The 26,314-nt window shown below is 74.3% G+C and carries 28 protein-coding genes and 3 tRNA genes; 5 read left to right on the top strand and 26 right to left on the bottom strand.

Annotated elements, in window-relative coordinates; genetic code table 11:
• Positions 1 to 2: 2 nt before the first annotated feature.
• The 10 genes from ACFT41_RS07920 to ACFT41_RS07965 all read right to left on the bottom strand — a co-directional run bounded on the left by ACFT41_RS07920 (position 3) and on the right by ACFT41_RS07965 (position 6,901).
• The gene (locus ACFT41_RS07920) at positions 3 to 608 is read right to left on the bottom strand and encodes a hypothetical protein (RefSeq protein ID WP_377583320.1); all 606 of its coding nucleotides are present in this window, start codon (positions 606 to 608) and stop codon (positions 3 to 5) included.
• Between the two features lie 111 nt (positions 609 to 719).
• Positions 720 to 956, bottom strand: a complete 237-nt coding sequence (locus ACFT41_RS07925) for a hypothetical protein (RefSeq protein WP_377583322.1) — start codon at positions 954 to 956, stop codon at positions 720 to 722.
• Positions 957 to 1,256: 300 nt separating this feature from the next.
• Positions 1,257 to 1,330, bottom strand: a tRNA-Phe gene (locus tag ACFT41_RS07930).
• A gap of 103 nt (positions 1,331 to 1,433) precedes the next feature.
• Positions 1,434 to 1,507: transfer RNA gene (locus tag ACFT41_RS07935), tRNA-Asp, on the bottom strand.
• Between the two features lie 42 nt (positions 1,508 to 1,549).
• Positions 1,550 to 1,622 (bottom strand) — tRNA-Glu (locus ACFT41_RS07940).
• A 154-nt stretch (positions 1,623 to 1,776) separates the two neighbouring features.
• Positions 1,777 to 2,574 (bottom strand): polysaccharide deacetylase family protein, encoded by a 798-nt coding sequence (locus ACFT41_RS07945; protein ID WP_377583324.1) that lies wholly within the window; start codon positions 2,572 to 2,574, stop codon positions 1,777 to 1,779.
• Positions 2,575 to 2,646: 72 nt separating this feature from the next.
• A complete protein-coding gene (locus ACFT41_RS07950; RefSeq protein WP_377583386.1) occupies positions 2,647 to 3,594 on the bottom strand; it encodes a MerR family transcriptional regulator in 948 nt (315 codons plus the stop codon).
• Positions 3,584 to 4,201 (bottom strand): isopentenyl-diphosphate Delta-isomerase, encoded by a 618-nt coding sequence (gene idi / locus ACFT41_RS07955; protein ID WP_377583326.1) that lies wholly within the window; start codon positions 4,199 to 4,201, stop codon positions 3,584 to 3,586. Before idi ends, ACFT41_RS07950 begins: the two co-directional genes overlap by 11 nt.
• A complete protein-coding gene (gene crtI / locus ACFT41_RS07960) occupies positions 4,198 to 5,679 on the bottom strand; it encodes a phytoene desaturase family protein (RefSeq protein WP_377583328.1) in 1,482 nt (493 codons plus the stop codon). The genes idi and crtI overlap by 4 nt, the downstream gene beginning before the upstream one ends.
• Before the next feature lie 28 nt (positions 5,680 to 5,707).
• Positions 5,708 to 6,901 (bottom strand): polyprenyl synthetase family protein, encoded by a 1,194-nt coding sequence (locus ACFT41_RS07965; protein WP_377583330.1) that lies wholly within the window; start codon positions 6,899 to 6,901, stop codon positions 5,708 to 5,710.
• A gap of 65 nt (positions 6,902 to 6,966) precedes the next feature.
• Here ACFT41_RS07965 and ACFT41_RS07970 point away from each other — a divergent pair, with 65 nt between their 5' ends.
• Entirely contained in the window at positions 6,967 to 7,890 is a 924-nt protein-coding gene (locus ACFT41_RS07970) for a phytoene/squalene synthase family protein (RefSeq protein ID WP_377583332.1), read from the top strand.
• A gap of 49 nt (positions 7,891 to 7,939) precedes the next feature.
• On the opposite strand, the gene ACFT41_RS07975 is transcribed toward ACFT41_RS07970, so the two are convergent.
• The 3 genes from ACFT41_RS07975 to ACFT41_RS07985 form a co-directional block, all read right to left on the bottom strand.
• Complete coding sequence (locus tag ACFT41_RS07975) at positions 7,940 to 8,965, bottom strand: SMP-30/gluconolactonase/LRE family protein (RefSeq protein ID WP_377583334.1); 1,026 nt, start codon at positions 8,963 to 8,965, stop codon at positions 7,940 to 7,942.
• Positions 8,966 to 9,114: 149 nt separating this feature from the next.
• Positions 9,115 to 10,056 carry a helix-turn-helix transcriptional regulator gene (locus ACFT41_RS07980; protein WP_377583336.1) on the bottom strand — a complete coding sequence of 314 codons (942 nt, stop codon included), beginning with the start codon at positions 10,054 to 10,056 and terminating at the stop codon, positions 9,115 to 9,117.
• 41 nt (positions 10,057 to 10,097) lie between these two features.
• Positions 10,098 to 11,198 carry a serine hydrolase domain-containing protein gene (locus tag ACFT41_RS07985; RefSeq protein WP_377583338.1) on the bottom strand — a complete coding sequence of 367 codons (1,101 nt, stop codon included), beginning with the start codon at positions 11,196 to 11,198 and terminating at the stop codon, positions 10,098 to 10,100.
• A gap of 90 nt (positions 11,199 to 11,288) precedes the next feature.
• Here ACFT41_RS07985 and ACFT41_RS07990 point away from each other — a divergent pair, with 90 nt between their 5' ends.
• The gene (locus ACFT41_RS07990; protein ID WP_377583340.1) at positions 11,289 to 12,737 is read left to right on the top strand and encodes a dihydrolipoyl dehydrogenase family protein; all 1,449 of its coding nucleotides are present in this window, start codon (positions 11,289 to 11,291) and stop codon (positions 12,735 to 12,737) included.
• 12 nt (positions 12,738 to 12,749) lie between these two features.
• Here the strand turns inward: ACFT41_RS07990 and ACFT41_RS07995 are convergent, their stop codons facing one another.
• A complete protein-coding gene (locus ACFT41_RS07995) occupies positions 12,750 to 13,511 on the bottom strand; it encodes a crotonase/enoyl-CoA hydratase family protein (protein WP_377583342.1) in 762 nt (253 codons plus the stop codon).
• A 296-nt stretch (positions 13,512 to 13,807) separates the two neighbouring features.
• On the opposite strand from ACFT41_RS07995, the gene ACFT41_RS08000 reads away from it, so the two are divergent.
• The 3 genes from ACFT41_RS08000 (at position 13,808) to ACFT41_RS08010 (ending at position 16,299) form a co-directional block, all read left to right on the top strand.
• Positions 13,808 to 14,845 (top strand): AraC family transcriptional regulator, encoded by a 1,038-nt coding sequence (locus tag ACFT41_RS08000; RefSeq protein ID WP_377583344.1) that lies wholly within the window; start codon positions 13,808 to 13,810, stop codon positions 14,843 to 14,845.
• 160 nt (positions 14,846 to 15,005) lie between these two features.
• Positions 15,006 to 15,347, top strand: coding sequence for a hypothetical protein (locus tag ACFT41_RS08005; RefSeq protein ID WP_377583346.1), 342 nt, complete (start codon positions 15,006 to 15,008; stop codon positions 15,345 to 15,347).
• Positions 15,348 to 15,447: 100 nt separating this feature from the next.
• Positions 15,448 to 16,299, top strand: coding sequence for a Rieske 2Fe-2S domain-containing protein (locus ACFT41_RS08010; RefSeq protein WP_377583348.1), 852 nt, complete (start codon positions 15,448 to 15,450; stop codon positions 16,297 to 16,299).
• 267 nt (positions 16,300 to 16,566) lie between these two features.
• Here the strand turns inward: ACFT41_RS08010 and ACFT41_RS08015 are convergent, their stop codons facing one another.
• The 12 genes from ACFT41_RS08015 to ACFT41_RS08070 all read right to left on the bottom strand — a co-directional run bounded on the left by ACFT41_RS08015 (position 16,567) and on the right by ACFT41_RS08070 (position 25,848).
• Positions 16,567 to 17,730 carry a LysM peptidoglycan-binding domain-containing protein gene (locus ACFT41_RS08015; protein WP_377583350.1) on the bottom strand — a complete coding sequence of 388 codons (1,164 nt, stop codon included), beginning with the start codon at positions 17,728 to 17,730 and terminating at the stop codon, positions 16,567 to 16,569.
• Positions 17,731 to 17,746: 16 nt separating this feature from the next.
• Entirely contained in the window at positions 17,747 to 18,118 is a 372-nt protein-coding gene (locus ACFT41_RS08020) for a hypothetical protein (RefSeq protein WP_377583388.1), read from the bottom strand.
• Between the two features lie 131 nt (positions 18,119 to 18,249).
• Entirely contained in the window at positions 18,250 to 18,729 is a 480-nt protein-coding gene (locus tag ACFT41_RS08025; RefSeq protein ID WP_377583352.1) for a TadE/TadG family type IV pilus assembly protein, read from the bottom strand.
• A complete protein-coding gene (locus tag ACFT41_RS08030) occupies positions 18,726 to 19,157 on the bottom strand; it encodes a TadE/TadG family type IV pilus assembly protein (RefSeq protein WP_377583390.1) in 432 nt (143 codons plus the stop codon). Before ACFT41_RS08030 ends, ACFT41_RS08025 begins: the two co-directional genes overlap by 4 nt.
• A gap of 119 nt (positions 19,158 to 19,276) precedes the next feature.
• Positions 19,277 to 19,486 carry a hypothetical protein gene (locus ACFT41_RS08035; protein WP_377583354.1) on the bottom strand — a complete coding sequence of 70 codons (210 nt, stop codon included), beginning with the start codon at positions 19,484 to 19,486 and terminating at the stop codon, positions 19,277 to 19,279.
• A 27-nt stretch (positions 19,487 to 19,513) separates the two neighbouring features.
• Entirely contained in the window at positions 19,514 to 20,377 is an 864-nt protein-coding gene (locus ACFT41_RS08040; protein ID WP_377583392.1) for a type II secretion system F family protein, read from the bottom strand.
• Positions 20,377 to 21,330, bottom strand: coding sequence for a type II secretion system F family protein (locus ACFT41_RS08045; protein WP_377583394.1), 954 nt, complete (start codon positions 21,328 to 21,330; stop codon positions 20,377 to 20,379). Before ACFT41_RS08045 ends, ACFT41_RS08040 begins: the two co-directional genes overlap by 1 nt.
• Positions 21,279 to 22,862 carry a CpaF family protein gene (locus ACFT41_RS08050; RefSeq protein ID WP_377583356.1) on the bottom strand — a complete coding sequence of 528 codons (1,584 nt, stop codon included), beginning with the start codon at positions 22,860 to 22,862 and terminating at the stop codon, positions 21,279 to 21,281. The genes ACFT41_RS08045 and ACFT41_RS08050 overlap by 52 nt, the downstream gene beginning before the upstream one ends.
• The gene (locus ACFT41_RS08055; RefSeq protein ID WP_377583358.1) at positions 22,852 to 23,652 is read right to left on the bottom strand and encodes a ParA family protein; all 801 of its coding nucleotides are present in this window, start codon (positions 23,650 to 23,652) and stop codon (positions 22,852 to 22,854) included. The genes ACFT41_RS08050 and ACFT41_RS08055 overlap by 11 nt, the downstream gene beginning before the upstream one ends.
• A 2-nt stretch (positions 23,653 to 23,654) precedes the next feature.
• Entirely contained in the window at positions 23,655 to 24,314 is a 660-nt protein-coding gene (locus ACFT41_RS08060) for an SAF domain-containing protein (RefSeq protein WP_377583360.1), read from the bottom strand.
• Positions 24,311 to 25,261 (bottom strand): hypothetical protein, encoded by a 951-nt coding sequence (locus ACFT41_RS08065; RefSeq protein WP_377583396.1) that lies wholly within the window; start codon positions 25,259 to 25,261, stop codon positions 24,311 to 24,313. Before ACFT41_RS08065 ends, ACFT41_RS08060 begins: the two co-directional genes overlap by 4 nt.
• 47 nt (positions 25,262 to 25,308) lie before the next feature.
• The gene (locus ACFT41_RS08070; protein ID WP_377583362.1) at positions 25,309 to 25,848 is read right to left on the bottom strand and encodes a hypothetical protein; all 540 of its coding nucleotides are present in this window, start codon (positions 25,846 to 25,848) and stop codon (positions 25,309 to 25,311) included.
• Between the last annotated feature and the right edge of the window lie 466 nt (positions 25,849 to 26,314).

Here is a 26,314-nt window from a genome sequence, read left to right on the forward strand (position 1 = left end):
GCCTATGCCCTGGTGAAGAATGACGAGGAAGACGTGTACGTGACACTGGGGGACGCGACCTTGGTCCTGCTTACGGTCAGCGTCGCGGATCGCGAGACCAGCCGGTCCGAGCGGAAGGCGCTGTCACGCAACCCAGAAAAGCGTCGAACCAGCATCACGTTCAACTCGTCGATCTCCTCGCGTGAGAGGAGGTGTTCCTCGTCGTGCCCCGCTATTCCCTCGCGCTTGAGCCATTGGTTCACGCTGGGCCAGTCCCAGACTCGCACGCCGTCGCCGATGACGGTCAACGGCGTAGGAAAGTCCTTCGGTCCACGCGAGCCCACTACCCAGGCACGCACCGACTCGCGGGGCCGACCCAAGCGGCCAGCTATGTCGCTGACGGAGACGAGGTCCACCTCTACCCGACACACCCTCACCCGGGGGAGCAGCGAATGCGCATGTGTCACGGCGTCGATCACGGCGTCGTAGCTGCTCTCGGCGGACAGCCGGTATGTCAAGGTCGCCTTTCCGGCTACGACGGCCGGATATACCTCGATCTCGCCGGAGACAAGTGCCTCCACGACGTCCTCGTCTGCGAGGTCAACCCCGTCTACGGCTAGCGTGAACATGTATGTCCGGTCGCGGGATGTCCGAATCATCGTTACCACCGCTTCCTTCGCATGGGCCTACGGTACCGGACTGCACTCAGCTGAGTACACACACCAAGCTAGACGCGTTTTTCACTCTTGGTTGTCGTTGTGCGGACAGCGCGCCATGTTGCGTCGAAGGATCTTGCCCTGCGAGTCGCCCCGGGGCGTGCTGAGTACCCAGACCGGCTGACAGAGGCCACCCGGGCACAGGAGCTTGCCGAAGATGTGCGCTCGCCCACCCGTGGCGGGCTCGAAGCGCCAGCCGAGTTGCTCCGCGTCCTTCAGGACGGCACGCACCGCTGAGTCGGGGTGACGCTTCGGGGTCATGGGGGCACGATAGATGGTGGTATGCCCTGGTTCCAAGCTGTCTGGCCGGCTCCTGCCGGATCTTGCTAGTCGGATCTCCCAGGGCTCGCCGATCTGTTGAACGAGGCAGCCGCCAAGGGGGTTACTGGTTCCTGCTCGTCATGACTCCGCTGGTCGGCACCGTCGGGGAGGAGCGGTGGCCGGCGAACTCGGCCTCGAACCGGTGCGGCCAACGGCGATCCGTGCGGCGAAGCGCCAAAAGCAAGATCCCCACCTGCGTTTCCGCTGGTGGGGACCTCTGTAGCCCGGCGAAAGGCTATGTGGCCAGGGGCGGGGTCGAACCGCCGACCTTCCGATTTTCAGTCGGACGCTCGTACCAACTGAGCTACCTGGCCGTGCTGCTCGGCACATCGTACCCAAGGGGCGGGATCGCCGCCGACAGGGCACCTGCTCCGATACGCAGAACGCCGCGCATCTTACGCGCGGCGTCAGCGCTTGCGGTCCTGACGGGACTTGAACCCGCGACCTCCGCCTTGACAGGGCGGCGAGCACTCCAACTGCTCCACAGGACCTGGCTGGTGTTACTGGTGTTGCTCTCCGGCTTGCGCCGGTCGTGCCCCCAACGGGATTCGAACCCGTGCTACCGCCTTGAAAGGGCGGCGTCCTGGGCCGCTAGACGATGAGGGCGGCCCCGCCATCATTGCACACTCGCAACTTCTAGCGGACTTGCTCCCATCCGGCCCCGCCGGAGGCTTGGAAAGCATACGTGACGCCCGGCCCACGAAACAAATCGGTATGGCCGGGGGCGCATCCAGCAGCAAACCCGCAGGTCACGGGCGGTCTAGCCCAGCCGGGTGAGCCCGTAGCGCCGCTTCAGGTCGCCGATGAGGTGGGCGCAGGCGGCGACCGTGGCGGCCCGGTTCCCGCCCCCGTCGTGCATCAGCACGATCGAGCCCGGTTTCGTCGCGCCCGTGACCCGCTTCCTGATCGTCGGGGCGGTGGGCTTCGCCCAGTCCTGCGGGTCGACGGTCCAGTGCAGCGACCGCATGCCGAGCTGCTTCGCCACCGTCACCACCTCGGGGGTCCACCGCCCGCCGGGCTGGCGGTAGAGGGTCACCTTGGCGTCGGGTGCCGCCGCCCGGATGGCGCGGTTGGTGCGGACCAGGTCGGCGCGGATCTCGGCGACCGGCCGCCGGCCGAGGTCGATGTCGTGCCGCCAGCTGTGGTTGCAGAGCTGGTGCCCCTCGCGGGCGATCCGGCCGACCAGCTGCGGGTGCTTGCGCACCTGCGTGCCGACCACGCAGAAGGTGGCCTTCGCCCCGGCCGCCCGGAGCTGGTCGAGGATCTTCGGCGTCCACGTCGGGTCGGGCCCGTCGTCGAAGGTCAACGCCACGGCCTTGCCGCCCGTGGTCCGGCGCAGCCCGGCCGGGAGCGTGGTGGGGCGCGGGCGCAGCCGGGGCGGGGCGGCGCGGGTCGGCTTGGGCGCGACGGTCGGCTTGGGCGTCGACTCCGCCGGGGGCGCGGTCGGTGTCGCTGGGGAGGCGGCGGCTCCCGGACGCCGGTCGGCCGTCCGCTCGCCGCAGCCGGCCAGGAACAACGCCAGGCAGAGGCCGAACGCCAGTGCTCTCCGTGTGCTCATCGTCGCTCCGAGGGGTCGGGGGCCGTGGGCCACTCGACCGTAGTGGACGAAACGCGAACGGCGGCAGGGCGGTCAGCCCCCCGTCGACTGGTTCAGCGAGTCCCGCACGGCCAGGGCGAGCGAGAGCGCCTCGGCCAGGTCGACCGGGCGGACCACGCCGGCCGGCAGCGAGTCGGCCCGCCAGCCGGGGCCGGCGGCCAGCACCAGCAGCGGCCGGCGCGGGCTGGCCAGCAGCACGGTGAGCTGGGCCGGGTCGGCGGTGGCCCGGGTGTGCGACCAGACCACCACGGCCGCCGGGCCGGTGCGGTTGACCGCCTCGACCAGGGCCACCGCCGGCACCCGGGCGCCGAGCATCCGGTACGCGACGCCGGCCTCGGCCAGCGCGGCGGCGAGCGCCTCCAGCGGCAGGGTGTGCTGTTCCTCGTCGGCGCAGGAGAGCAGGATCCGGGCCGGGCCGGCGGCCGAACCGGCCCGCGCGACGGTGGCGAAGGCCTCCGACACGCACCGCGACACCAGGTGCTCCACCTCGATGAGGCCGGCCGTGGCGGCGTGCCGCTCGCCGATGCCGGCGAGCACCGGGCGCAGCAGCCCCTCCCAGGTGGCCACGACGCCGTCGGCGGCCAGGGCGTGCGCGATCGTCTCCCCGATCGCCACCGAGTCCAGCCGCATCGCGGCCCGGGCCAGCCCCCGGGCCGCCGGTCCGGCCCGGCCGACCGGGATGGTCTGCCCGCCACCGTCCCGCCCGCCGTTCGGCCGGACCCGGTCGGCGACGGTGCCGGACGGGGCCACGGTCGGCACCTGCCGGGCCCAGCGGGCCGCCTCGGCCGGGGTGACCCCCTCGGCGGTGAGCTTGCGCATGATCTCCAGGCGCGCGAGATCGGCCGGCGTGTACCGCCGGTGGTGACCTGGCAGGTGCTGGCTGGGGCCCAGCCCGTACCGCTGGTGCCAGGTGCGCAGCGTGGTGACCGCGACACCCAGCCGGCGCGCCACGGCCCCCGCGCTCAGCGCCTCATCGCCCACCCGACCGCTCCGCCGCGTCATCCGCCGGAGGATCGGCCGGGGCCGCGCCGGGGTCGGCGGCGACCGCCGGCGCGGACGGGCGCAGCAGGCGGTTCACCACCCCGCCCAGCCAGGGCGCGTACGCGCGGGGGTCGACGTCGAGGTCGGCCTCCAGCGCCGTCGGGTCGACCCAGCGCAGCTCGGCCACCTCGTCCGGGGCCGGCCGCACGGGCAGGTCGGCCGGGACATCGGCGCGCAGCACGTGGTCGTACTCGAACTCGACGCGGCCGGTGGCCGGGTCCTCGGCGTGGTAGACGTACACGCCGGCTTCTGTCAGCTCGACGGGCCCGACGCCCAGCTCCTCGCCCAGCCGGCGGTTCGCGGCCGTGACCAGCGACTCGCCCGGCGCGGGGTGGCCGCAGCAGGAGTTGGCCCAGCGCAGCGGGAACCGGGTCTTCACGGCGGCCCGGCGCTGGAGCAGCACCCGGCCGTCCGGGTCGACCAGCAGCACGGAGAAGGCCCGGTGCAGCCGGCCGGGCGGCTGGTGGGCGGCGGACACCGTCGCCTCGCCGCGCGGGCGGCCGCTGTCGTCGACCAGCTCGACCAGGTGTTCCTCGCGCTCGCTCACCGGTTGCCTCCCGTCACTCGGGCCGCCGCCAGCTTGCCGGAGATCAGGACCATGGGCACGCCCACGCCCGGCTGGGTGCCGGAGCCGACGAACACCACGTTGTCGAGCGTCCGGTGCAGGTTCGACGGGCGGAACGGGCCGGTCTGGAAGAGGCTGTGCGCGGATGCGAACGGCGTGCCGGCGGCCATTCCCTGCTCCGCCCACTCGGCCGGGGTGACCGCGCGCAGCACCTCGATGCCGGCGCCGAAGCCGACGTACCCGCGCTCCTGGAGCGTCCCGACGAGCTGGTCGGCGTACCGGCGGGTGAGGTCGCCACGCCACTCGAACGGGGCCCGGTCGAGGTTCGGCACGGGGGCGAGCACGTAGTAGGTGTGCCCGCCGGCCGGGGCGACCGACGGGTCGGTGCGGCTGGGGTTGGTGACCAGCAGCGACGGGTCGGTCATCAGCTCCCCCCGCCGGATCACCTCGTCGAACGTGCCCTTCCAGGATCGTCCGAAGTGGATGTTGTGGTGGGCGATCTTCTCATAGCCCTGCCGCGAGCCGACGTGCAGCACCACGCACGACGGCGAGTAGGTCAGCCGGCGTCGCCGGGTCGGCGGGAGCAGATCCCGGTAGGCGACCGGCAGGTCCGGGTTGAGCACCACCACGTCGGCGCCGACGAACTCGCCGTCGGCGGTGACCACCCCGGTCGCCCGGCCGTTCGCGGTCTCCACCCGGGCCACCGTGGTGCCGTAGCGGATCTGCACGCCGTGCTTCTCCGCCGCGTCGGCCATCCCCCGGGAGACCGCGTGGATGCCGCCGCGCGGGAAGTAGACCCCGGCCACCGAGTCGAGGTACGCGATCACCGCGTAGATGGCCAGCGCGTCGTGCGGGGCGAGCCCGGCGTACATGGCCTGGAAGGAGAAGATCCGCTGGGTACGCGGGTCGCGGAAGAACTGCTCGATCTTCGTCTGGAGCCGGCGGAACGCGCCGCCCGCCAGCAACTTCAGCAGGTTGCCGGTGAACAGGTCGGTGGGGGCGTCGAGGTTGCGCTCGATGAAGTCGGCCCGCTCCAGCCGCCACAGCTCGCGCGCGTAGTCGACGAAGCGCAGGTAGCCGTCGGCCTCCCGGGGCCCGCAGACCGAGGCGATCTCAGCGGCCATCCGGGTGGTGTCGGTGATGACGTCCAGCGTCGAGCCGTCCGGGTAGTACGCCCGATACGCCGGGTCCAGCGGCATCAGCTCGACCCAGTCGCGCAGCTCCTCGCCGACCGCGCCGAGCGCCTCGGCGATCAGGTCCGGCATGGTGAGCACGGTAGGGCCGGTGTCGAACTCGTACCCGTCGACGCCGAGTCGGCCGGCCCGGCCGCCCGGCACCGCCTCGCGTTCGAGCACGGTCACCTGTCGCCCACTGCCGGCCAGGTGCAGGGCGCAGGCCAGCCCTCCGAGTCCCGCGCCGACGACCACCACCCGGTCCGTACGTCCGGTCACGGTGCGCACGCGACCACCTCCCTCACGAAGTTGCCCATCATGCCCGCCGCGCGGTGGCGGTGGTGGCGAGGCCCGTCAGCGCGGTGCGCGCGGTCTCGTCGAGCGACGCGGTGTCGAGCGCGGCCAGCGCCTCGGCGACCCGGTCGGAGATCATTCGCTCGACCCGGGCGACCGCGCCGGTGTCGGCGACCAGCTCGGCCAGCCGGGCCACCTCGCGGGCGCCGGTGACCGCGCCGGCCCGCTCCAGCGCCCGGCGCTGGGCTGCGGTGGCGAGCTGCCGGGCGATCATCAGCAGCGCGGTCGGCTTGCCGGTGCGCAGGTCGTCACCGGCCGGCTTGCCGGTGGTCGCCGGGTCGCCGTAGACGCCGAGCAGGTCGTCGCGGAGCTGGAACGCCTCGCCGACGGCCAGGCCGTAGCGGTTGTACGCGACGGTCAGCGGCGCGTCGGCGTCGGCGTCGGCCAGGGCCGCGCCGAACAGCAGCGGACGCTGGACGGTGTAGCTGGCGGTCTTGTAGCGGGCGACCCGCAGGGCCCGGTCCAGCGACCAGTTGGCCGCATCGTTCTCTCCCAGGACGTCGAGGTACTGCCCGGCGACCGCCTCGACCCGCATCTGGTCGTAGCAGCGCCGGACGTCGAGCAGGCGGGCCGGCGGCACGGTGGCGTGCGCGAGCAGCCGGTCGGCCCAGACCATGCAGAGGTCGCCGACGAGCACGGCCACCGCCTCGCCGAACCGGTCGGGGTCGCCTGCGTGTCCGGCGGCGACGTGCCGGGCGGCGGCGGCCCGGTGCGCCGTGGGTCGGCCGCGCCGGGTGTCGGAGGCGTCCATCACGTCGTCGTGCACGAGGGCGAAGGTGTGCAGCAGCTCCAGGGCCGCGAGCGCCGGCAGCACCCCCGGCAGCGGCTCGGCCCCGCCGGCGACGCCCCGCCAGCCCCAGTACGCGAAGGTGGGCCGCACCCGTTTGCCGCCGGCCAGCACGCAGTCGCGCGCCGTCGCGGCGAATTCGCCCATCGCCGTGTCGATCTCGGTGAGCGTGGCGACCTCGGCGGCGAGGAAGGTCGCGAGAGTGTCGTCGACTCCCCTGACCAGGTCCTTCGTGAACGCAACCAGTACGCCGCGGACCGCCGACGCCGTGGCCGCCCCGACCGCAGCATCCAACCCGGGATCCTCCGTCGCTTCCGGCTGTGCCGGCGCGACGCGGAGCGCATCACCCGCAACTGCGTCGTTGGCCATGTCGGCGAGCGTACCCTAGGGTTACGAGTTGCGTCGATTGCTGCGTCGATTTCGAGGGAGGGCCGGTGAACGTCGACCTCACCGCTGCCTATGACCGCTGCCGCGAGCTGCACAGACGTCACGGCCGCACCTACTATCTCGCCACCCGCCTGCTCCCCGCTTGGAAACGGCGGCATGTGCACGCCTTGTACGGCTTCACCCGGTATGCCGACGAAATCGTCGACCGCACCGAGGACCTGCCGCCCGCAGGCCGGGCCGCCCGGCTCGACGACTGGTCGAGTCGCTTCCTGGCCGGGCTGGGCGGGGCCCCGGTCGACGACCCGCTGCTGCCCGCCGTGCTGCACACCATCGCCGTCTTCGACCTGGACCGGGCCGACTTCGCGTCGTTCCTGCGCAGCATGGCGATGGACCTGACCGTCACCGCGTACCCCACCTACGACGACCTGCTCGACTACATGGAGGGCTCCGCCGCCGTCATCGGCACCATGATGCTGCCGATCCTCGGCAGCTCCGACCCCGCCGCCGCCCGCGAGCCCGCCCGGCAGCTCGGCCTCGCCTTCCAGCTCACCAACTTCATCCGGGACGTCGCCGAGGACCTGGCGCGCGGCCGGACGTACCTGCCCGACGAGGACCTCGCCAAGTTCGACGTCACCCGCGAGGACCTGCTCACCGCCGCCGCCCGGGGCCGGGCCACCCCGAGGATCCGCGACCTCGTCGAGTACGAGGTGGGCCGCGCCCAGGCGCACTACGAGGCCGCCGCGCCGGGCGTGACCCTGCTCGCGCCCGCCTCCCAGGCGTGCATGCGCACCGCGTACGCCCTCTACGGCGGCATCCTCGACGAGGTCGCCGCCCAGGACTACGACGTGTTCACCCGGCGGGCGCTCGTGCCCCGGCGGCGGCGGATGGCGGTGGCCGGGCGGGCCCTGCTCACCCCGACCGGCACCCCCGTCGTGGTGCCCGGCCCGGCCCTGGCGCACGCCTGCCGATGACGCGTACCGCGATCGTGCTTCATGCCGTTCGCTACTGGCGGATGTGTGGTCAGCGGCGCGGCAGGGTCGCGAGGATCAGGTTCGGGTCCGTGGCGGTCTGGTAGGCCGCGCTGGTCACATACACGGTCCTTCCGTGTACGGCGACCGACGTCGGGCTCTGCAGGCCGTCGGCGGCGGTCAGCAGGGTCGTCGACCGGCCGGCTCCGTCGATGCCGGCAACGGTGTTCCGGCCGACGAGGGCGGCGATCACGTGGTCGGTGCCGTTGCCGGCGAAGCTGAAGTCGTCGATGCCGGTCAGGCCGCAGGCCCGGACCTCGACCTTCGCCGGCCTACCGTGGTCCACCGGGATCCGCAGGAGAGTTCCCTGGTCCAGGTTGGTGGCCCACACCGCGCCGTTGCGGAACTTGATGCCGTTGACGCCCAGGAACCCGGTCGCGGCGAGCTCAGGCGCGGAGGACCACACGGTCACTCGCCCGCCGGCCTGCCGCACGGTGGAGATGGTGCCGAGCACCGAGTCGGTGATGTAGAAGGTCCCGCTGTCCTCGTCGAAGGCCAGGCCGTTGGGCAGGCCGGCTGCCGGCAGCGAGGCGATGCGCCGCGGGGTTCCGCCGCTCCTGAGCCGGTACAGGCCGGTGGAGGCGGCATCGCCGCTGGCGTACAGGAAGTACAGCGTGCCGTCCCGGTGCCGCACGATGCCCGTGGTCAGGGCGAACTTGAGCACTGGCGTGTTGACGCCGCCGTCGGCGGGAACGGCCAGGGTCGCCAGGGTGCGGATTCCCCCGTCCCGGTCGATCGACGCGACCTGGCGGGCACCGGCGAAGGTGACGTACGCCGTGCCGTCCGGCGCCAACGCGATGTTCTCCGGCGTCTGCCCCCTGGCCAGGTCGAAGTGCAGGGCGATCCGCGAACGGAGCGCCGCCGGCGTGGCCGACTGATCCCGTACGGACGCGGCCGGCACCTCGACGGCGGGCGGCCCGGAAACGGCAGCCGAACCCGTGCCGGTGTTCCACACCGTCACCGCGACCAATCCGGCGACAGCGGCAGCGATGGGGGCAGTGATCATCCTCTTACGCATGTCTTTCCTCTTTCCCTGGGTGCCAGCGGCATCTTTTGGGCGCACGGAACCGTCACGCCTTCTCTGGGGACGCGATGAATGGCGGTGGACGCCTGACCGTCGCGATGCGCCTGTTCGGCGTGGATCGACGACGGAATGGTCGACGTGAGCTACTTACCGGCCGCCGCGTCGACGGTCGTCGCCTGATCAGCAGGTGCTGTCCGGGCGGTTGCGGTGCCGTGCATCAGGAGCGTCATGGCCGCGTGTGACGGTGAACCGAGCTCCGTGGTGGCGACAACGACGTTCTGGCCCTGCTCGGTACGAAGGCTCTGCTGGGTGACGCTCATCGTGCCGACCAGCGGATGCCGCATCTCGTACACCGGCTCGCCGCCGGACTTCACGCGGTGATCGGCCCACATGCGACTGAATTCCGGGCTCTTGACCGACAGCTCACCGATCAGCGCGGCCAGGGCCGGATCATCGGGATGCTGCCCGGACGCCAGGCGTAGGGTGCCGACCACGGCGCGGGCCTTCTCCGGCCAGTCGACGTAGAGCTCGCGGGTGTGCGGGTCGAGGAACACCAGACGGGCCATGTTCGGCCGGCTCTCCGGCAGTTGCGGAGTCGTGAAATCGACGTGACCGGCGAACAAGGCGTTTCCCGCACGATTCCAGGCCAGCACGTCGCTACGCCGCCCCAGCACCAGCACGGGAACGTCACCCATCGCCGCCATGAGCTGGCGCACCGCTGGGGTGACCCGCTCCGGCGCCGTCCGCCGGCCGCTGCTGCGGCGACGGGTTCCGGTGGCCAGAACGTGCAGGTGCCGGCGCTCCGCCTCGTCGAGCCGCAAAGCCGCGGCGATGGCGTCCAGGACCTCCGTGGAGGCATTCGAAGACTGCCCCTGTTCGAGCCTCGAATAGTAGGAGGAGCTGACCCCGGCGAGCAGCGCCAACTCCTCCCGGCGGAGCCCGGTCACCCGCCGCCGACCGGCGTAGGTGGTCAGGCCCACGTCCTCCGGCCTCAGCTGTGAACGGCGGGTCTGCAGGAACTCGCCGAGCTGTCGTTTCGCGTTCACGTCATGAAGTATTCGGCCTGCCAGGGCCGGTAACCACACCTTGCCAGGGTGGGCCTGGCGGATGCTGATCGGTGGCGTGCTCAGAGGCAGGAGTGCAGGGCCTCGACCAACTCGTCGACGCGGTCGTGGTCGGCCAGCCGCGCGGTCGCGTACGCGAAGACGTAGCCCCGCTGCGGGTCGGCCCAGGCGCTGCTGCCGCCGATCCCGCCCATGCCCCAGCTGCCGTCCGGCTCCCGCTGCATGCCCAGCGTCCAGCACGCCCGGCGGTCCAGCACCAGGTCCGGGCCGTCGTACTGGGCCCGGGTCGCCTCGGCGACCAGCTCCGGGCGCAGCAGCCGCACCCCGTCCAGGGTGCCCCCGGCGAGTAGGCCGGCGTAGCAGCGGGCCAGCCCGGCGGCCGTGGCGTGCAGGTTCACCGCCGGCACCTGCGCGCCCCGCCACAGGGCACCGTTCAGCACCGCCACGTCCAGGCCGCCCGCCGGGTTGCCCAGCGCCGCTGCCCGCAGCGACCCCGGCTCGCCGAGCGTGCGGACCGGCCAGCCCGGATCGGCGTACGACAGGTCGGCGCACCGCCGCTGGTCGGCCGCACCGAGCCCGAGGCCCAGGTCGAGCCGCCACGGGCCGGCGATCTCCTCGGCCAGGAACCGGCCCACCGGCCGCCCGTCCACCCGCCGCACCAGCTCGCCCACCAGGTGCCCGTACGTCCAGGCGTGCTCGCCCGCGACGGTCCCCGGCGTCCACTGCGGCTCGGCGGCGGCCAGGTCGGCGCAGAGCAGGTCCCAGTCCGCGACCGCGTCGGCCGGCCGGGGCACCGGGAACGCCGGCAGCCCGGCCGTGTGGCTGAGCACCTGGCGGACCGTGGCCGGCGCGCGGAACCCCGGCCAGTGGTCGGCAACCAGGTCGTCGAGGTCGAGCCGCCCCCGGTCGACGAGCAGGAGCAGGCAGAGCGCGGCCACCGGCTTGCCCACCGAGTAGACGTCGACCAGCGTGTCCGGCCGCCACGGGTCGAAGGCCCCCGTCGCGGGGACCGCCGTGCCGGGCGGGACGGCGGCGCGGGAGCCGGCGACGAGGTCGACGACCGGTGCGCCGCCGTACCAGATGGCGAGGCCGGCCCCGGTTTCCCGGCCGGCGGCGAACAGGTCGTGGAAGCAGTCCCGGACGGGGGCGAAGCGTGCGCGCATCCGGTCACGGTAGGGGCCCGGCGGCCTGGAGGCGCGGGAATTCCGGGAGGCGCGGTGGCCGGCGGTCCCCGGGTGCGGAATGCTGGTCCGATGGCGGAACCGGAACTGGTGGACGTGGTCGTGCTCGGGCTCGGGGTCGGCGGCGAGGAGGTGGCCGGTCGGCTCGCCGAGGCCGGCCTGAGCGTCGTCGGGATCGAGCGGAGGCTGGTCGGCGGCGAGTGCCCGTACTGGGGGTGCATCCCGAGCAAGATGATGATCCGGGCGGCGAACGCCGTCGCCGAGGCCCGGCGGGTCAACGAGTTCGCCGGCGAGGCCGAGGTCCGCCCCGACTGGGCCCCGGTGGCGAAGCGGATCCGCGAGGAGGCCACCGACACCTGGGACGACCGGGTCGCGGTGGAGCGGTTCACCGGCAAGGGCGGCCGGTTCGTGCGGGGCAGCGGGTCGCTCGCCGGACCCGGCCGGGTGCGCGTCGGTGACCGGGTCTTCCAGGCCCGGCACGGCATCGTGCTCGGCACCGGCACCCGGCCCTTCGTGCCGCCGCTGCCCGGGCTGGCCGACACGCCGTACTGGACGAACCGGCAGGCCATCGAGGTCGAGGAGCTGCCGGGGAGCCTGCTGGTGCTCGGCGGCGGCGCGATCGGGCTGGAGCTGGCCCAGGTCTTCGCCCGGTTCGGCGTCGAGGTGACCGTGTTGGAGGCGTCGGGCCGGGTGCTCGCCGTCGAGGAGCCCGAGTCCTCCGAGGTGGCCGCCGCCGCCCTGCGCGCCGACGGGGTGCGGATCGCCACCGACGTACGGGCGGAGCGGGTCGACCACGACGGGCGGGCGTTCACGCTGCGCGCGGCGGGCGGCGCCGAGTTCACCGCCGAGCGGCTGCTGGTGGTCACCGGCCGCCGGGCGCACCTCGACGAGCTGGGGCTCGACACCGTCGGCGTCGACCCGGGCCAACGGTTCCTCGCCGTGGACGACCGGCTGCGCGCCGCCGACGGGATCTGGGCCGTCGGCGACCTGACCGGGGAGGGCGCGTTCACCCACATCGCCATGTACCAGGCGGCCATCGTGGTCGCCGACGTGCTCGACCACGTCCGGCGGGCGCAGGCCGGCCCGGATGCGAGCGGCACCGCCAGCGCGGTCGGCGGCGCGGCGCGCACGGAGGGCACCGGGATCGCCGGCGGGGTGCCGCACGCCGACTACCGGGCGCTGCCCCGGGTCACCTTCACCGACCCCGAGGTCGGCGCGGTCGGGCTCACCGAACGGCAGGCCCGCGAGCGGGGCATCAACGTGCAGGTCGGGGTGAGCCGGCTCGACTCGTCCACCCGGGGCTGGATCCACCGGGGCGACGGGTTCGTCAAGCTGGTCGCCGACGCCGACCGTGGGGTGCTGGTCGGGGCCACCTCGGTCGGCCCGGCCGGCGGAGAGGTGCTGTCGGGCCTGGTGGTGGCGGTGCACGCGGAGGTCCCGCTGAGCCGGCTCCGGCACATGATCTACGCGTACCCGACGTTCCACCGCGCCATCGAGACCGCGCTGCGCGAACTGAAGTAGCCGACCGACCCGTCAGGCGGGGGTGCCGTGGCGGCCCGCGCCGGCCGCGAACCGGGCCGCCCCCGCCGCCGCGTCGGCCGCGAGGGACGCCGCGCCGTAGGCCAGCTCCACCGCGAGGGCGTCCGGCTCGGGCAGGTTCGCGCCGGCCAGGACCGCCGCGCGGTCGTTGCGCAGGCACGCCTGCGGGTGCCGGGCGACCTCGGCGGCCAGCCGCTCGGCCTCCGCGCGGGCCGTGCCCGGCGCGACCAGCCGGTTCACCAGCCCCATCGCGTACGCCTCCTCGGCCGGCACCGGCCGGCCCGTGAGGATCAGGTCCATCGCCCGGCTCTCGCCGATCAGCCTCGGCAGCCGGACCGTGCCGCCGTCGACCAGTGGCACGCCCCAGCGCCGGCAGAACACCCCGAGCACCGCGTCGGACTCGGCGATCCGCAGGTCGCACCAGAGCGCCAGCTCCAGCCCTCCGGCCACGGCGTACCCGGAGATCGCCGCGATCACCGGCTTGGCCAGCCGCAGCCGCGTCGGGCCCATCGGGCCGTCGCCGTCCGGCTCGACCCGGTTTCCGCTCGGCGTGCCGATCGCCTTGAGGTCCGCGCCCGCGCAGAACGTGCCGCCGGCCCCCCACAGCACGGCCACCGCCGCCGCCGGGTCGGCCTCGAAGGCGCGGAACGCGTCGGCCAGAGCCCGGGCGGTGGGCCCGTCGACGGCGTTGCGGGACGCCGGCCGGTCCAGGATCACCGTGGTCACCGCAGCGGCGTGTTCGACCCGTACCCCCATCGGGCCAGCATGCCCTCCCCGGGCGCCGACGCGCCAGCGGACGTGACCCGGTCCGGACGTGGCCTGGTCTGGACGGCCATCGGGTGTTCGTACTCCGTACATCGGCTTCGCGTGGCGGACAGTCCGGCACGTGGCGACTTCTCTCAGCTCCCGTCGTTGGCCAGAATGCGCGCTGAAGGGACACCGAAAGTGGCGGTGCGACTCCGGGCGGTGCGCGGCGTGCGCCGCCGGGAGCCCCGAGCGAGGTGAGGCGAGGGACGCCGGTCGGCGTCCCCGGCGGCGATGCGGGAGAGGCCGTGACAGCACGTACCGGGGCGGGACCGCTCGCGACGAAGCGCGTCGACCGCGGCGACGAGGTGCCCGCCGACCCGCCGGGGCCCTGGTCGCGGCTCGTCACGAACGACCCGGACGAGGCGCACCGCTGGCTGCTGGCCGCCTACCCGGACCACCGCCTCCGCGCATCCGACCGCCGTGGGGAGTTCGCCTTCCACGCCACCCACGCGCGGTTCGGCTCGGCCAGCCTCGCCCGGGTGCGGTACCCGATGAACGCGGACAACGAGGTGTTCACCCGGGACGTCGTCGGGGTGGTGGAGGTGCTCTCCGGCGGCTGGGGGGTCGACGCCGGGGCCGGGGAGGTGATGGCCGGCGCGGGTGACCTGCTGCTGGTGCCGCCCCGGCGGACCAGGGCGATCCTGCACCGGGACATGGAGGTCGTCGCCGTGGAACTGCCCCTCGCCGACGTGCGGCGGGTGGCGCAGGAGCGGTGCGGCCTCGCCCCGGTCGACCTGCGGTTCCAGGGACTGTCGCCGGTGTCCCCGTCCGCCGCGGAGCTCTGGCGCAACACCACGCGTTATCTCACCCGGGTGGTGCTGCCGGACACCGCGTTCGGAGCGAGCGCCCTGGTGCAGGCGGAGGCGACGGGCCTGCTGGTGGCCGTCGCGCTGGCCACGTTCCCCAACACGACGATGACCGGGGCGCCGTCGCGCGGCGCCGGTGCCGTCGCGCCGGCCGCGGTCCGTCGCGCGGTCGCCTACATCGAGGAGTACGCGGGCCAACCCCTGACCGTGACCGATGTGGCGGTCGCGGCCGGGCTGGGCGCGCGGGCGCTCCAGCAGGCCTTCCGGCGATACCTCGACACCACCCCGACGCGCTACCTGCGGCGGGTGCGCCTGGAGCGGGTGCACACCGAGCTTCAGGCCGCCGAGCCCGGCGTGGGCCTCACCGTGGCCGCCGTCGCCGCCCGGTGGGGCTTCGTCCACCTGGGCCGGTTCGCCACGGAGTACCGCCGGGCCTACGGGCGGCCGCCCAGCCAGACCCTGCGCGACGCGGGTTAGCATCGCCGGCGGCACGATCATGCGAGGTGCCCCGCGTGCGCGGGGGGAATCGGGAAGCCGGTGTGGCTGACCGACCGAACAGCCAATTCAGGTACGTCGATGCGGCGGTTAGGCTGGCGATCGCACTGAGTCACCAGTCCGCTACGCAAAGAGGAGTTCCATGCGTACCACCGTCAAGGTCCTGGCCGCGTCCGCCCTCGCCACCCTGGGCCTGGTCGCCGTCGCCACCCCGGCCCTCGCCGCCGCCCCGGCACCCTTCTGCGAGTCCGGCGCGTCGCAGTTCTACTGCGACGCCAGCAGCACCGGCACGACGACCTGGAGCATCACCTGGTACTCCGGCAGCGTCGGCACCTTCACGACGGCGGGGGCGACCCTCTTCGCCGCCTGCCCGGCCAGCAACATCGGCCGCCCGGTGCGGGCCAGCTACAGCTACTTCGACGGCAGCACGACCCAGTACAGCGGCACCACGCAGTTCATCTGCCGCAGCGGCAACTGGCAGTAGAGCCGTCCCGCGTCCGGCGTACGCGTGCACCACGCGTACGCCGGACAAGCTCGTCACCGCCGCCCGGTTTGCGACCGCTTCTGCCGGGAAGCCGGACGGAATGCGGGCACTCTTGGCGAGAATCGAACAGGCCTCGACCCTGGACCGGGCCGGCGACCGGTTGCAGCGCGCCGTCCAGGCCACCCTGCGCCCGCAGCGGGTCCGCGACCTGCTGCACGGCGTCTTCCTCGGCCATCCGCTGCACCCGGCGCTGGTGCAGGTGCCGGTCGGCTCCTGGATCAGCGCCGCCGTGCTCGACCTGATGCCCGGCCAGCGCCGGGCGGCCACCGCCCTGGTCGGGCTGGGCACCGTCAGCGCCGTCCCGGCGGCGATCGCCGGCCTGAACGACTGGGCGGCCCTCTCCCGGGACCAGCGCCGCGTCGGGCTGGTGCACGCCGCCGCCAATGCCGCCGGTCTGACCCTGTACGCAGGCTCGCTGGCGGCCCGGCTGCGCGGGAGGCACGGCACGGGGCGGGCCCTGGCGTACCTCGGGCTGAGCGCGGCGAGCGCGGGGGCGTACCTCGGCGGGCACCTCGCGTACAAGCAGGGGGCGCAGGTCAACCAGAGCATCTCCGAGCTGCACCGGATCGGCGAGGGCTGGCACCCGCTGGCGGACGTGGCCACCCTGCCCCAGCGGAAGCTGGTCACCCGCGAGGTGGACGACGTCTCGGTGATCCTCTACCGGCACGGCGACGAGGTCACGGTGATGCTAGAGCGCTGCCCGCACCAGAGCGGCCCGCTCGGCGAGGGCGAGGTCACCGAGATCGACGGGCACGCCTGCGTCGTCTGCCCGTGGCACGGGAGCGCGTTCCGGCTCAACGGGGGCGAGGTCATGCACGGGCCGTCCGGGAACGACCAACAGATCCTACCGACCCGGACGGTCGACGGGGTCCTGGAGGCGAGGCTGCCCTGAGGCCGGGCCTTCCTCGGCCTTCCTCGGCCTTCCTCGGCCTTCCTCGGCCTTCCTCGGCCTTCCTCGGCCTTCCTCGGCCGGCGACGCCGCCGGCCCCGGGGCGCGTCGGGCTCCGCCCGGGGCGCGCCGCCATGTCGGCGACATGGCGGTTTCCCCGGCGCCGGATGCCCCCATGTCGGCGACATGGAGTCGATCATGGACCTCCGTCCCGTCCCGGCGACCGACCGCCCGCCCGCCCGGCCCGGCCCTGCGCTCGCGCGCTGCGGGTCAGTCCCGGCGGTGCCGGCCGGTGACGAGGGCCCGCGCGCCACTGGCGGCCCTGGCGATCGCCGGCCGGCGGCGCAGCCCGAGGACGGCCCCGATCTGCGCCCCGACGATGCTGGCGACGGCGAGCACCGCCGAGACGGCGAGCGGCCGGTTCACCTGATCGCCCGCGCCCGCCCGGGATGCCCCGGCGGCCATCGCCGGCTGCGGCCCGGAGGGCGGCTGCGCGACCTGCTGGGTGCCATGCGACGAATCGACCGACGACGAACCGGCCGGCGGCTGGGCGGCGGAGGGGCCGGGGGCGGGGCGGGTGGCCCGTGGCGACGTGGGTGAGGGCGGCGTGGGCGACGGCTGCGTCGCACCCGGTGCCGCCGGCGCGTCGGCGGCGGGCGGGGTGACCGTACCGCCGGGGGCGGGCATCGTGGGCCGGACCACCAGCTTTCCGGTCGCGTGCCGGCGGGCCCCGGCGTCGTGGATGCCGTCGGGCAGCGTGATCAGCTGCCCCGGGCGGATGCGGTCCGGGTCGCCCAGGCGGTTCAGCTTCGCCACGTCCCGGTAGCTGTCGAAGTCGTCGAGGTAGCGTTCGGCGACCTCGCCCAGGTAGTCGCCCTTGGCCACCCGGTACACCACCGGTTCCGCTTCCTGCGGCAGGCCGGCCGCGGTGGCGGCCGTCGGCGTCGCGGCCCGGGCGTCGACCACCGGCATTGCGGCGACCGGGCGGGCCGCCGGGGCCGCGACGGCGGCGGGGTACGGGCCGGACAGCACGGTGGCCGCGCTGGCGGCGGCAGGGCTCGCCGCGATGATCAGGGCCACCGAGCCGACCAGTGCTGCGGCGGCGCGCTGCTGCCGGCTGATCCCGGGCAGCCGGGGTGCCGGTCGGCGCAGCGACTGCGCGCCCAGCTCCACGAGCACGGAGAAGGCGAAGGTGGCCCAGCCGAACCAGCCGACCAGGGCCAGCGCCCGCAGGAAGAGCTGACCGTCGTCCCGGCTGGTCAGCGTCTCGCCGATCTCGGCGAGGGCGGGCACATGGTCGGGCAGCGGGTTCCCGGCGAACGCGATCAGCGCCACCGGCCCCCCGACCAGCACGGCGATCAGCACGACCAGCGCGCCGAACCCGGTGAATACCTGCCCGACCCGCCGTACGGCGGAGCGACCCGGTGCGGCCATGGCGTGCCTTCCCTTCCTAGGGGCCCTCGGTGAGGGCGCGTGCGGTGGCCTCGCCGGAGACGGTGACGGCGTCACCGAAGCCGAAGAGGCCGAGCAGGTAGCGGTCGTAGGTGACGGTGACCTGGACGCGGATGAGCTTCTCCCCGTCGACGACGGGGAACTCGACGCTGTGGTCGGTGGCACCGGCGGCGGCGAGGTAACTAGTCACCGCCGCCCTGGCCGCCGCCTCGTCGATCTCCTTGCGGCCGCCCTGGATGGCCTTCGCCCGGTCGATGGACTGGCCGCCGGTGCGGGCAGCCTCGGCGGCCAGGTTGTCGGCCAGTTGCCGGGAGCGGAGCTGCCCGGCGCCGTCGAAGGCCAGACCGATGATCGCGAGGACGCCGATCATCGCCGCCGCCAGGAACAGGCTGACCCGGCCCTCGTCGCCACGCCACCGTCGCCCCGGCCCGCCGTCGGGGCCGGTGCCCACGGCCCCACCGAGAGCGCGGGCGGTCACGGCGCTGCGCTGGGCGCGGGCGGTCACGACCGGCTCCGGTAGCGGTCCAGAGGGGAGGTGAAGCTGGCCGAGATCGTCCGGCTGCCCGTCATGTCGGGCAGCAGCGCCAGGTCGATGTCGGTGAAGATGACCGTGCAGCTGACCTGCACCGTCACGGCGGCCGACGTGCCGGGGCCGCTGTCGAACGCCTCGGCGAAGCTGACCGGCGTTCCGCCCACCGACCCGCGCAGGGTGAGGGTGGGCTGGCCGGCGCAGTTGGCCCGTTGCCAGTCGAGTTGGCCCTGCGCGGCGGCCAGGGCCTGTTGGTGGGCCGTCCCGGCGTTCCGGGAGATGGACGCGGCGCGGGCGGCGTCGTGGGCCGCCGACTGGACCGCCTCCTGCGCGATCGCGGTACGCCCGGCGACGCCGGCCAGCACGATCAGCCCGATGAACGCCGGGGCGAGGACGGCCACCTCGACGGCGACCGACCCGCGCTCGGCTGCGGGGCGACGGTCGCGGCTCATCCCGTCGTCCACCGTTCGGCCGTGCCGTGGGCGGTCTGGTGCACCGGGAAGCTGACGCCGGGGATGACCGACAACGAGTCCCCGCTGACCGTGCAGGTCACCTCGGCCGCAGTGGTGACGCAGGCGGGGCCCGGCTGGTCCCAGCCGACCAGCCAGTCCCCGGCGGCGGTGAGGAAGTCGACCGCCCGCGCCTCGCCGGCCCCGGCGGGGGCCTGGTGCAGGCGCTGGGCGTTGACCGCGCTCTGGGCGGCGTTCAGTGCGGTGGCGCGGGCGACGAACCAGGCGGCGACCTGGATCGAGGCGAAGAGCAGCACGAGGATCGCCGGCATCACCACCGCCAGCTCCACCGGGTTGGCCCCGCGCTCCGCCCCGCCCCCGGCGAGCCGCCGCCGGGCCCGCCGACCGACCCGTACGACGGCGGTGAGCAGCCGCCGGGCCGCCCGACCGAGCCGTACGTTGGCGCGGGGCCGCCCCGGGCAGCGCAGGTCGGCGGACCGGTCGGCGGGTGCCGATCGGCTCCGGTCCACGCGGGTGGGGCGGTTCGTCATTACGGGGCCGTCGGGGCCTGGTGGTTCGGGATGGAGCTCATCCAGTCGTTGGCCTTGGTCAGGGCGAGGGCGGTGACGGCCATCGCGACGGCGACCAGCCCGAAGATGATCACCGCAGTCGGGACGGGGCTGTCGCCGCGTTCGCCGTCGCGGCGCAGCTCGGCCAGCCGTGTCGTCAGCGCGATGTGCAGATAGGCGATGAGGTGCATGACGTGCTCCTTCGGAGGGGGAGGGGTTCACAACCGGGCGAGGAAGGGGTAGACGGCGAAGCCGAGCAGCACGAAGACCAGCAGGGAACCCGGAATGTCCAGCCGGCTGGTGACGCCCTCGGCGCGGGCCAGGTTGTCGGTGCGGATCTGGTCCCGCAGGGAGTCGGCCCGGCTGCGCAGCGTCTCGTGCACCTGCGCGCCCTCGCTGCCCGACGAGCGCATGATCGCCCCGACGTCGCCCAGCTCCGGGATGCCGATCCGGTCGGCCAGCTCGCGCAACTCGTCCCACGGCGAGTGCATCTGCATCTGGGCGATCCGCAGCGACTCCCGGATCCGGTCGAACACCCAGCCGTCGCAGACCGCCGCGGCCCGCTCCAGGGCCTGCACCGGGCCGTGCGCGGCCGAGAGCTGCAACGCCACCAGGTCCAGGTAGGTGCAGACCGCCTGGCGGAACTCGTCCCGGGCGGCGTCCGCGCGGGTCAGCACGCTGCGATGCGCCACCAGGGCGGCGGCGAACGCCATGCCGAGGCTGCCCAGCAGCGGCACGGCCAGCGGCACGGACACGCCGCCGAGGAAGAGCACCGCACCGACGAAGGTCGGGGTGACGAGCCCCACCAGGGCGGAGAGCAGCAGGGACAGGGCGTACTGCTCGGGGGTGCGGTCGAGCAGGGCGAGCTGCCGGTGCGGCGGGCGCAGCCAGCGGGCGAACCCGCCGATCCAGTCGAGCCTGCGCCCCGTGGTGGCCCGGCCGGTGCCCGGCGGCTGGTGCAGCCGGCGCAGCGCGGGGCCGAGCGCCGGGGCGGCCGGCAGCGCCTCCCGGACCACCAGGAACAGCCCGAGGCCCACCGCCGCGCCGCCGACGACGGCGAGGGTGAGGTGCCAGTTGAGGATCACCCGATCACCTCCGCCGGATCGGGGGCGGGCAGGAAACGCGCCGGCCGGGGCGGCTGGCTCATCGCCCGCACCCAGGCCAGCAGCCCGACGAACGCCGCGCCGAGCACGAGCATCACGAGCTGCCCGACCGGCGTCCCGTACGGGCGGACGTAGTCGGTGTTGACCAGCCCGTAGGCGACGGTCAGCAGGGTCATCCCGGTGAGGAAGCGCACCGCGAAGCGCGGCTGGGTGCGCTTGGCCTCGATCTCCCGCCGGGTGGCGACCTCCGCGGCGGCGGCGCCCGCGATCGAGCCGAGGACGTCGCCGAGCCGCTCGCCCCGGTCGGACAGGTGCAGGATCAGCGCCGCCACCACCTGGTCGCACACCGGGTCGCCGATCTCGGCGGCGAACGCGAGCAGGGCGGACTTCGCCAGCCAGCCGGCCTGGAGGCGGGCGGCGAGCAGGCGTACCTCCTCCTCGATCTCCTCGGGGGCGGTGGCCAGCGTGCCGAGGATGGCCTGCTGGAGGCCCTGGCCGGTGGACGAGACGTCCTTGAGTCGGCGGGTCCACTCGCCGACCGCTTCGATCCGGGCGATGGCCCGCTGCTCGGCCCGGCCCACGGCGAACAGCCACGGCGCGCCGGGCACCGCCACGGCGACCAGCAGGCCGACCACCGGCAGCCCGGTGAGCAGGAACGCCAGGGCACCGGCCAGCACCGCCCCGCCGAGCAGGAACTGGTGGTTGCGCCGCTGGCGGGGCGTGCCGGAGCCGAGCCAGAGCCGGCTCAGCCCGCCGCCGGGCCCCGCGCCCGGGGCCGGGCCGGCCGGCCGGGTGGTGCCGACCAGCGCCACGACCGCCAGCACCAGGCCGGCCACGCACGCCGCCCCGGAGACAACCGCGACCAGCTCGATGTTGGCGGTCACCGGGCCACCGCCCGCGCCCCCAGCCGGGTGTGTCGGGGCCGCCGCCAGGCCCCGGCGCCGGCCTCGATCCACCGGCCCAGCAGCCGGGCGTCGTAGCCGACCCGCAGCAACTGGCTGCGGACGCGTTCCGGCAGGTGCCGGGGGACCGCCCGGCCGTCCGGGCCGGGCCCGAAGACCGTGGTGGTGGTGATCCGGCTGCCCTCGCCGACCCCGATGACCTCCTCGACGTGGGAGACGAAGCGGTACTTGCGCCCGCCGATCGCGGTCTCGTCCTCCACGGTGACGTAGACGATCAGGTCGAGGGCGTTGCCGGCCATCCGGCGGGCCTGGTCGACGGTCATCTCCCGGCCGTGGGAGAGCGCCAGCTCGACGATCCGCTCGCCCACCCCGCCCGGCGAGCGGGCGTGGATGGTGCACATCGACCCCCGGCTGGTGGTCATCGCCTGGAGCATCGGCACGATCTCCCGGGACCGCACCTCGCCGACGATGATCCGCAGCACGCCCATCCGCAGCGAGACGGGGATCAGGTCGGCGATGCTCACCTCGCCGGCCGGGCGGCCGTCCAGCCCGCGCTCGCCGTGCCCCTCCCGGGCCTCGAAGCTCATCACCGCCCGGTGCTTGTGCCCCCGGCGGGTGGGCAGCAACTCCCGGCTCTCCTCCAGCAGCACGTACGGCTCGTCGGCCGGGATCTCGTCCATCAGCGCCCGGATGACGGTGGTCTTGCCCGCCCCGGCCAGGCCGGCGACCATGATGTTCAGCCCGGCCCGCATGGACGCCCGGAGGAAGTCGCGCAGCAGCGGGTCGATCATCTCGTCCAGGTCGCCCCGCCCGCCGGCGATGTCGTCGAGGCTCACCTCAAGGGTGTTGTGCTTGCGGATCACCGCGTACGGGCGGTGGCTGACCAGGAACACCGCGGCCAGCCGGCTGCCGTCGGGCAACTGCAGGTCGAGGGTCGGCTTCGAGGTGGACAGCGACCGCTCGGTCGCCCCGGCCCGGCGGGCCGCCGCCTGGAGGATCTCCACCAGCTCGTCGTCGCTGTCGGCGATCGGGTCGGCCCAGTCGACCCCGCCACCGTGCCGGGTGATGCGCACCTGGTCGCAGCCGAGGATGTGCACCTCCTCGATGGTGTCGTCGACCAGCAGCGTCTGGAGCCGCCCCAGGCCGACCAGCTCGGCGGTCACCTGGTCGAGCAGCAGCCGCTCCTCCCCGGCGGCCATCGGGGTGCCGGCCCGGCGGACCGCGTCCGCGTACTCGGCGACCACCGCGACGGCGAGCCGGGCCCGCTCGACGTCCTCGGCGTCGGCGTCGAACTCCCGACCGCGCTGCCACAGGGTGAGCCGCTCGCTGAGCTCGCGGCGCAGCTCGCGTACCACCGCGAAGTCGACCCGGGGCCTGGGCGGTGCCGGCGCGACGGGCGGTGCCGGCGCGGCGCCCACCGGCGGCGCGGGCTGCTGCTGGCCGCCGCTCGGCGGGGTGTGCGGGTGGCCGCCGCCCGGCGCGGGGGCCAGCGGGGGCGCGATGGAGGTCGCGGCGGGCTGCCGCACCACCCGGGGATCGTGTGACACCGGCTCAAACCGCACCCGGCACCCCCTGGATGACGGGCCAGGCCAGCCGGGCCCGGCGGCGGTCCAGCAGCGCCCGGACCGGCACCTCCAGGGCGCCGGCCGCGCGCATCAGTGGCCGCCCGGCCCGCACGGTGCCGCCGAGGGTCAACACCTCCGCGGTACGCGGGTCGTCCGGCAGCCGCGCGATCACCGGAAGCCGCAGCGCCTTGCTGATCTCGCCCTGCCCGTGGCCGTCGCCGACCGGCAGCAGCCGCAGCGTGCCCGGCGGGACCCGGTGCTCGGTGAAGTCCCGCTCGATCGCCCGGACCATGGCCTGGGTGGCGGAGAGGTCAGGCAGCCTCGCCCGGGTGACCAGGAGAACCACGGCGGCGGCGCGCAGGATCGGCCACGGCGGGCCGGCGACCTGGAGCCGACCGCAGTCGACCAGCACGTCGTACGGGGGGTCGCCGCGTTCCAGGTCGAGGAAGAAGTCGGTGAACCGCTGCCAGAGCGGGGCGACGCTGCCGGCCTGGGCCGGGTCCACGACGCCGGGCAGCAGCAGCCGCTCCCGGCGCGGCGCGTCCAGGTCGACCAGCTGCGACCAGAACGCCGTCTCCAGGCTGCCGTCGCGCAGCTCCCCGACGGCCAGCTCGCCGATGCCCCGGGGGCCGTCCAGCGCCCCGCCGAGATAGCCCGCGAGGATCGAGCCGCCGGCCGGGTCGCACTCGGCGAGGATCAGCCGCCGGTGCCAGGTCAGGGCGCACGCGAGCGCGGACGCGGTGACGCCCGGCGAACCCTTGGCCGAGACCAGCGCGATGATCGCCATGGTCAGGCCGCCCGGGTCAGCACGACCGCGATCCGGCCCTGGGCGGCGAGCGCCACCACGGCGGGCACGTCCCGGGCGGTGAGCGCGACGTAGACCACCACGCTGCTGGTGCTCGGGGTGGCCGTGTCGATGACGGTCGCCTCGAACCGGGTGCTGGAGGCGGGCTGCCCGCCGGAGCTGCGGTCCGGGATGCTGACCAGCAACACCCGGTCGCCGGGGTGCAGCCGCTTCGCCGGCACCCGGCCCGGGGCGAGGTCGAGCGCGAGCTGCTGCTGACCGGGGCCGAGCAGCGGGTCGTCGGTGAGCTGCCCGAGGGTCAGCAGGGTGCCCGGGGTGAGGGCGACGGCCGCCCGCATGCCGACCACGTCGTCGAGCTGGGCCGCCGGCACCGGCCGCAGCCCCTGACCGCCGGCCACCTGCACGGTGACCAGGTCGTCCGCGCCCAGCGTCCGGCCCACCTCGACCGGGCGGGCGACCGCCAGGTAGCTGCCGGTGGCCCGGACGGAGGTGACCGCGAACGCCGCGCCGAGGCCGCCGAGGGCGATCAGCAGCACGGCGAGGCCGAGCAGGCCGGGCCGGACCCGCCGCTGCCGGACGACCCGGGGCGGGGTGACCGGAGCGTCCACCGGTTGCCCGGTCCCGTTGCGCGTAGCGAGACTCACCGCGTCACCACCTGAAGTTCGTCGATCTGGATCTGGACGGTGCCGCTGGTCCGGGTCTGCGGGATCTCGCCGCTCACGTCGTTGCTGGCCGACCAGCGCACGGTCCAGTGGGTCGTGGCGAAGATCTCGTACGTGTCGGCCTTCGCATAGCCGCCGTCGTAGCCGCAGTCCGGCGAGGGGCCGCCGGCGTTCGGGCCCTGCGGGTCGTACGGGGTGCCGGGACCGTGGCAGGTGACCTTGTCGCCGTTGCCCATGTCCCACACGATCTTGTCGACCTTCGCGGTGATGTTCACCGTCAGGCCCCGGTCGGAGGCCGACGCCTCCAGCTGGCCGAAGTAGTTGTCGCCCGGGCTCGCCCACATCCACACCGGCAGGCCGACCAGCCCGGGGCCGATGCTCTTGCGGGGGGCGACGGTCGCCCGGGGCGGCAGCAGCGAGATCGAGGCGAGCGCCCGGCGGGCCAGCTCCTCCGGGTCGGGCGGGGCGCCGTAGCCGGGCGGCGGGGCGTCCAGCAGGACCTCGCGCACGCTGCCGAGGTCGCCGCCGTTGCAGGTGGCCGTGTACCACTGCATGCCCTCGGGAGTGTCCTCCGGCTGCGGCTCCGACAGCTTGTAGTAGCAGCCGTCGCCGTTGTTGAACCAGCCGAGATCCTCGTCATAGCAGGGGAGGACCTTGCCCTTCCACTGGCACTTGCCGTTGCCGCCGTTCGACCCGTCGCCGTCGCCGGGGTTTCCGCCACCGGGGTTTCCGCCGCCGGGGGTGCCCGGGTCGTCGTCCCAGACGTCGCAGTCGTTCTGCCCGATGGGGCACTCGATCCCGCCCTCCCGGGCCGCCGCGACGGTGGCGGTCGGCGGGGCCGCCGCGACGGCGAGAGCGAGGACCAGGCCGATCGTGGCCAGCAGCCGCCCGGGGCGGGTGGCGCGCAGTCCGGGGTGGGCGGCGCGCAGTCGTCCCGGGCGGCTGGCGGAACCGGCCGCGCGGCGACCCCACCGGGTCAGCACGGCTGGTCCTCGTGGCCGGCACCGTAGTTGATCAGCCAGCGGCCGTCGTACCGGGTGGCCGTCGCGGTGGCCAGGTGCCGACCGCCGCCCGAGCCGGGCACCACCCGTTTGGTCTTGGCGTAGACCAGCCGGTAGTCGGTGGTGTCCAGGCAGTCCTGGATCTCCACGGTGGCCGGGACGGAGTCCAGGCTCACCGAGGTGACGGTGGGGTCGGAAACGAACGTTCCGGTACGCACGGCACCGTGCTCCTTCGCATCGCGAATTGCCAGTCGAACCCTGGTCAACAACGGATCGGCCAGGAATCTGGCCAGTTCCGGGTGGCGCGGATCGCTGCGCCGGCTCGCCGCCCGCGATGCCACGAGATATCCGGAATAGGCGGCGAGCGCCGCTTTTCGGGCCGCCCGTTCCTCGGCGGCGGTCGGGGTGGCGGCGGCGCTGGACCGGGCCGCCGGGTGGGGCCGCGCGGCGGCCTCGGGCTCCGCGCCGCAGGCGGCCACGGGTGCGGCGGTCAGGGCCGTGACCAGTAAGATCATCCATCGGCCGGGATGCCGTGTTCGCAACGCCGCGCCTCCTCGCTGGCGACCCAGGCAGGCGGTGCACCGACCGTCTCCGGGCGTGCGGCAGCGTGGCCGGATCAACCTATCCGGGCCTTTCGGTTCACCGCCGCATTTACCTATGCTGATCTTCTAGGAGCCGTGCACCGATGTCTTCTGTGGCCTCCGACGCCTCATGCTGGGGTTGCGCCGTACTCAAGGGGCGAGCATAAGCTGACGCCTGGCGATGCAACAGAGGCAATCCGCTTGAATACTCTGAGTGACGGATGGCGGTGATCACGGATGGCGGGCGTCGATGCCCCGAGCTGCGCCCCGCTGCTGCACGATGCCCCCCGTCGCCGTGGCGAGACGTTGTCGGCGGTCGGCCCGTTCGGTTCGGATGCTGGTCCGCTCCAGGCTGGTAGGCCCGAATTGCCCCCCGGTCGGCGGGAGGTCGTCGCCGGGC

It is taken from the genome of Micromonospora sp. NPDC057141, from assembly GCF_042670805.1.
Lineage (GTDB): Bacteria > Actinomycetota > Actinomycetes > Mycobacteriales > Micromonosporaceae > Micromonospora.

Coding starts and splice junctions, on each gene's coding strand:
- ACFT41_RS07920 (WP_377583320.1), bottom strand. CDS start 608: ATGTTCACGCTAGCCGTAGACGGGGTTGACCTCGCAGACGAGGACGTC.
- ACFT41_RS07925 (WP_377583322.1), bottom strand. CDS start 956: ATGACCCCGAAGCGTCACCCCGACTCAGCGGTGCGTGCCGTCCTGAAG.
- ACFT41_RS07945 (WP_377583324.1), bottom strand. CDS start 2,574: ATGAGCACACGGAGAGCACTGGCGTTCGGCCTCTGCCTGGCGTTGTTC.
- ACFT41_RS07965 (WP_377583330.1), bottom strand. CDS start 6,901: ATGGCCAACGACGCAGTTGCGGGTGATGCGCTCCGCGTCGCGCCGGCA.
- ACFT41_RS07975 (WP_377583334.1), bottom strand. CDS start 8,965: ATGCGTAAGAGGATGATCACTGCCCCCATCGCTGCCGCTGTCGCCGGA.
- ACFT41_RS07985 (WP_377583338.1), bottom strand. CDS start 11,198: ATGCGCGCACGCTTCGCCCCCGTCCGGGACTGCTTCCACGACCTGTTC.
- ACFT41_RS07990 (WP_377583340.1), top strand. CDS start 11,289: ATGGCGGAACCGGAACTGGTGGACGTGGTCGTGCTCGGGCTCGGGGTC.
- ACFT41_RS07995 (WP_377583342.1), bottom strand. CDS start 13,511: ATGGGGGTACGGGTCGAACACGCCGCTGCGGTGACCACGGTGATCCTG.
- ACFT41_RS08005 (WP_377583346.1), top strand. CDS start 15,006: ATGCGTACCACCGTCAAGGTCCTGGCCGCGTCCGCCCTCGCCACCCTG.
- ACFT41_RS08010 (WP_377583348.1), top strand. CDS start 15,448: ATGCGGGCACTCTTGGCGAGAATCGAACAGGCCTCGACCCTGGACCGG.
- ACFT41_RS08015 (WP_377583350.1), bottom strand. CDS start 17,730: ATGGCCGCACCGGGTCGCTCCGCCGTACGGCGGGTCGGGCAGGTATTC.
- ACFT41_RS08020 (WP_377583388.1), bottom strand. CDS start 18,118: ATGATCGGCGTCCTCGCGATCATCGGTCTGGCCTTCGACGGCGCCGGG.
- ACFT41_RS08025 (WP_377583352.1), bottom strand. CDS start 18,729: ATGAGCCGCGACCGTCGCCCCGCAGCCGAGCGCGGGTCGGTCGCCGTC.
- ACFT41_RS08035 (WP_377583354.1), bottom strand. CDS start 19,486: ATGCACCTCATCGCCTATCTGCACATCGCGCTGACGACACGGCTGGCC.
- ACFT41_RS08055 (WP_377583358.1), bottom strand. CDS start 23,652: ATGGCGATCATCGCGCTGGTCTCGGCCAAGGGTTCGCCGGGCGTCACC.
- ACFT41_RS08070 (WP_377583362.1), bottom strand. CDS start 25,848: ATGATCTTACTGGTCACGGCCCTGACCGCCGCACCCGTGGCCGCCTGC.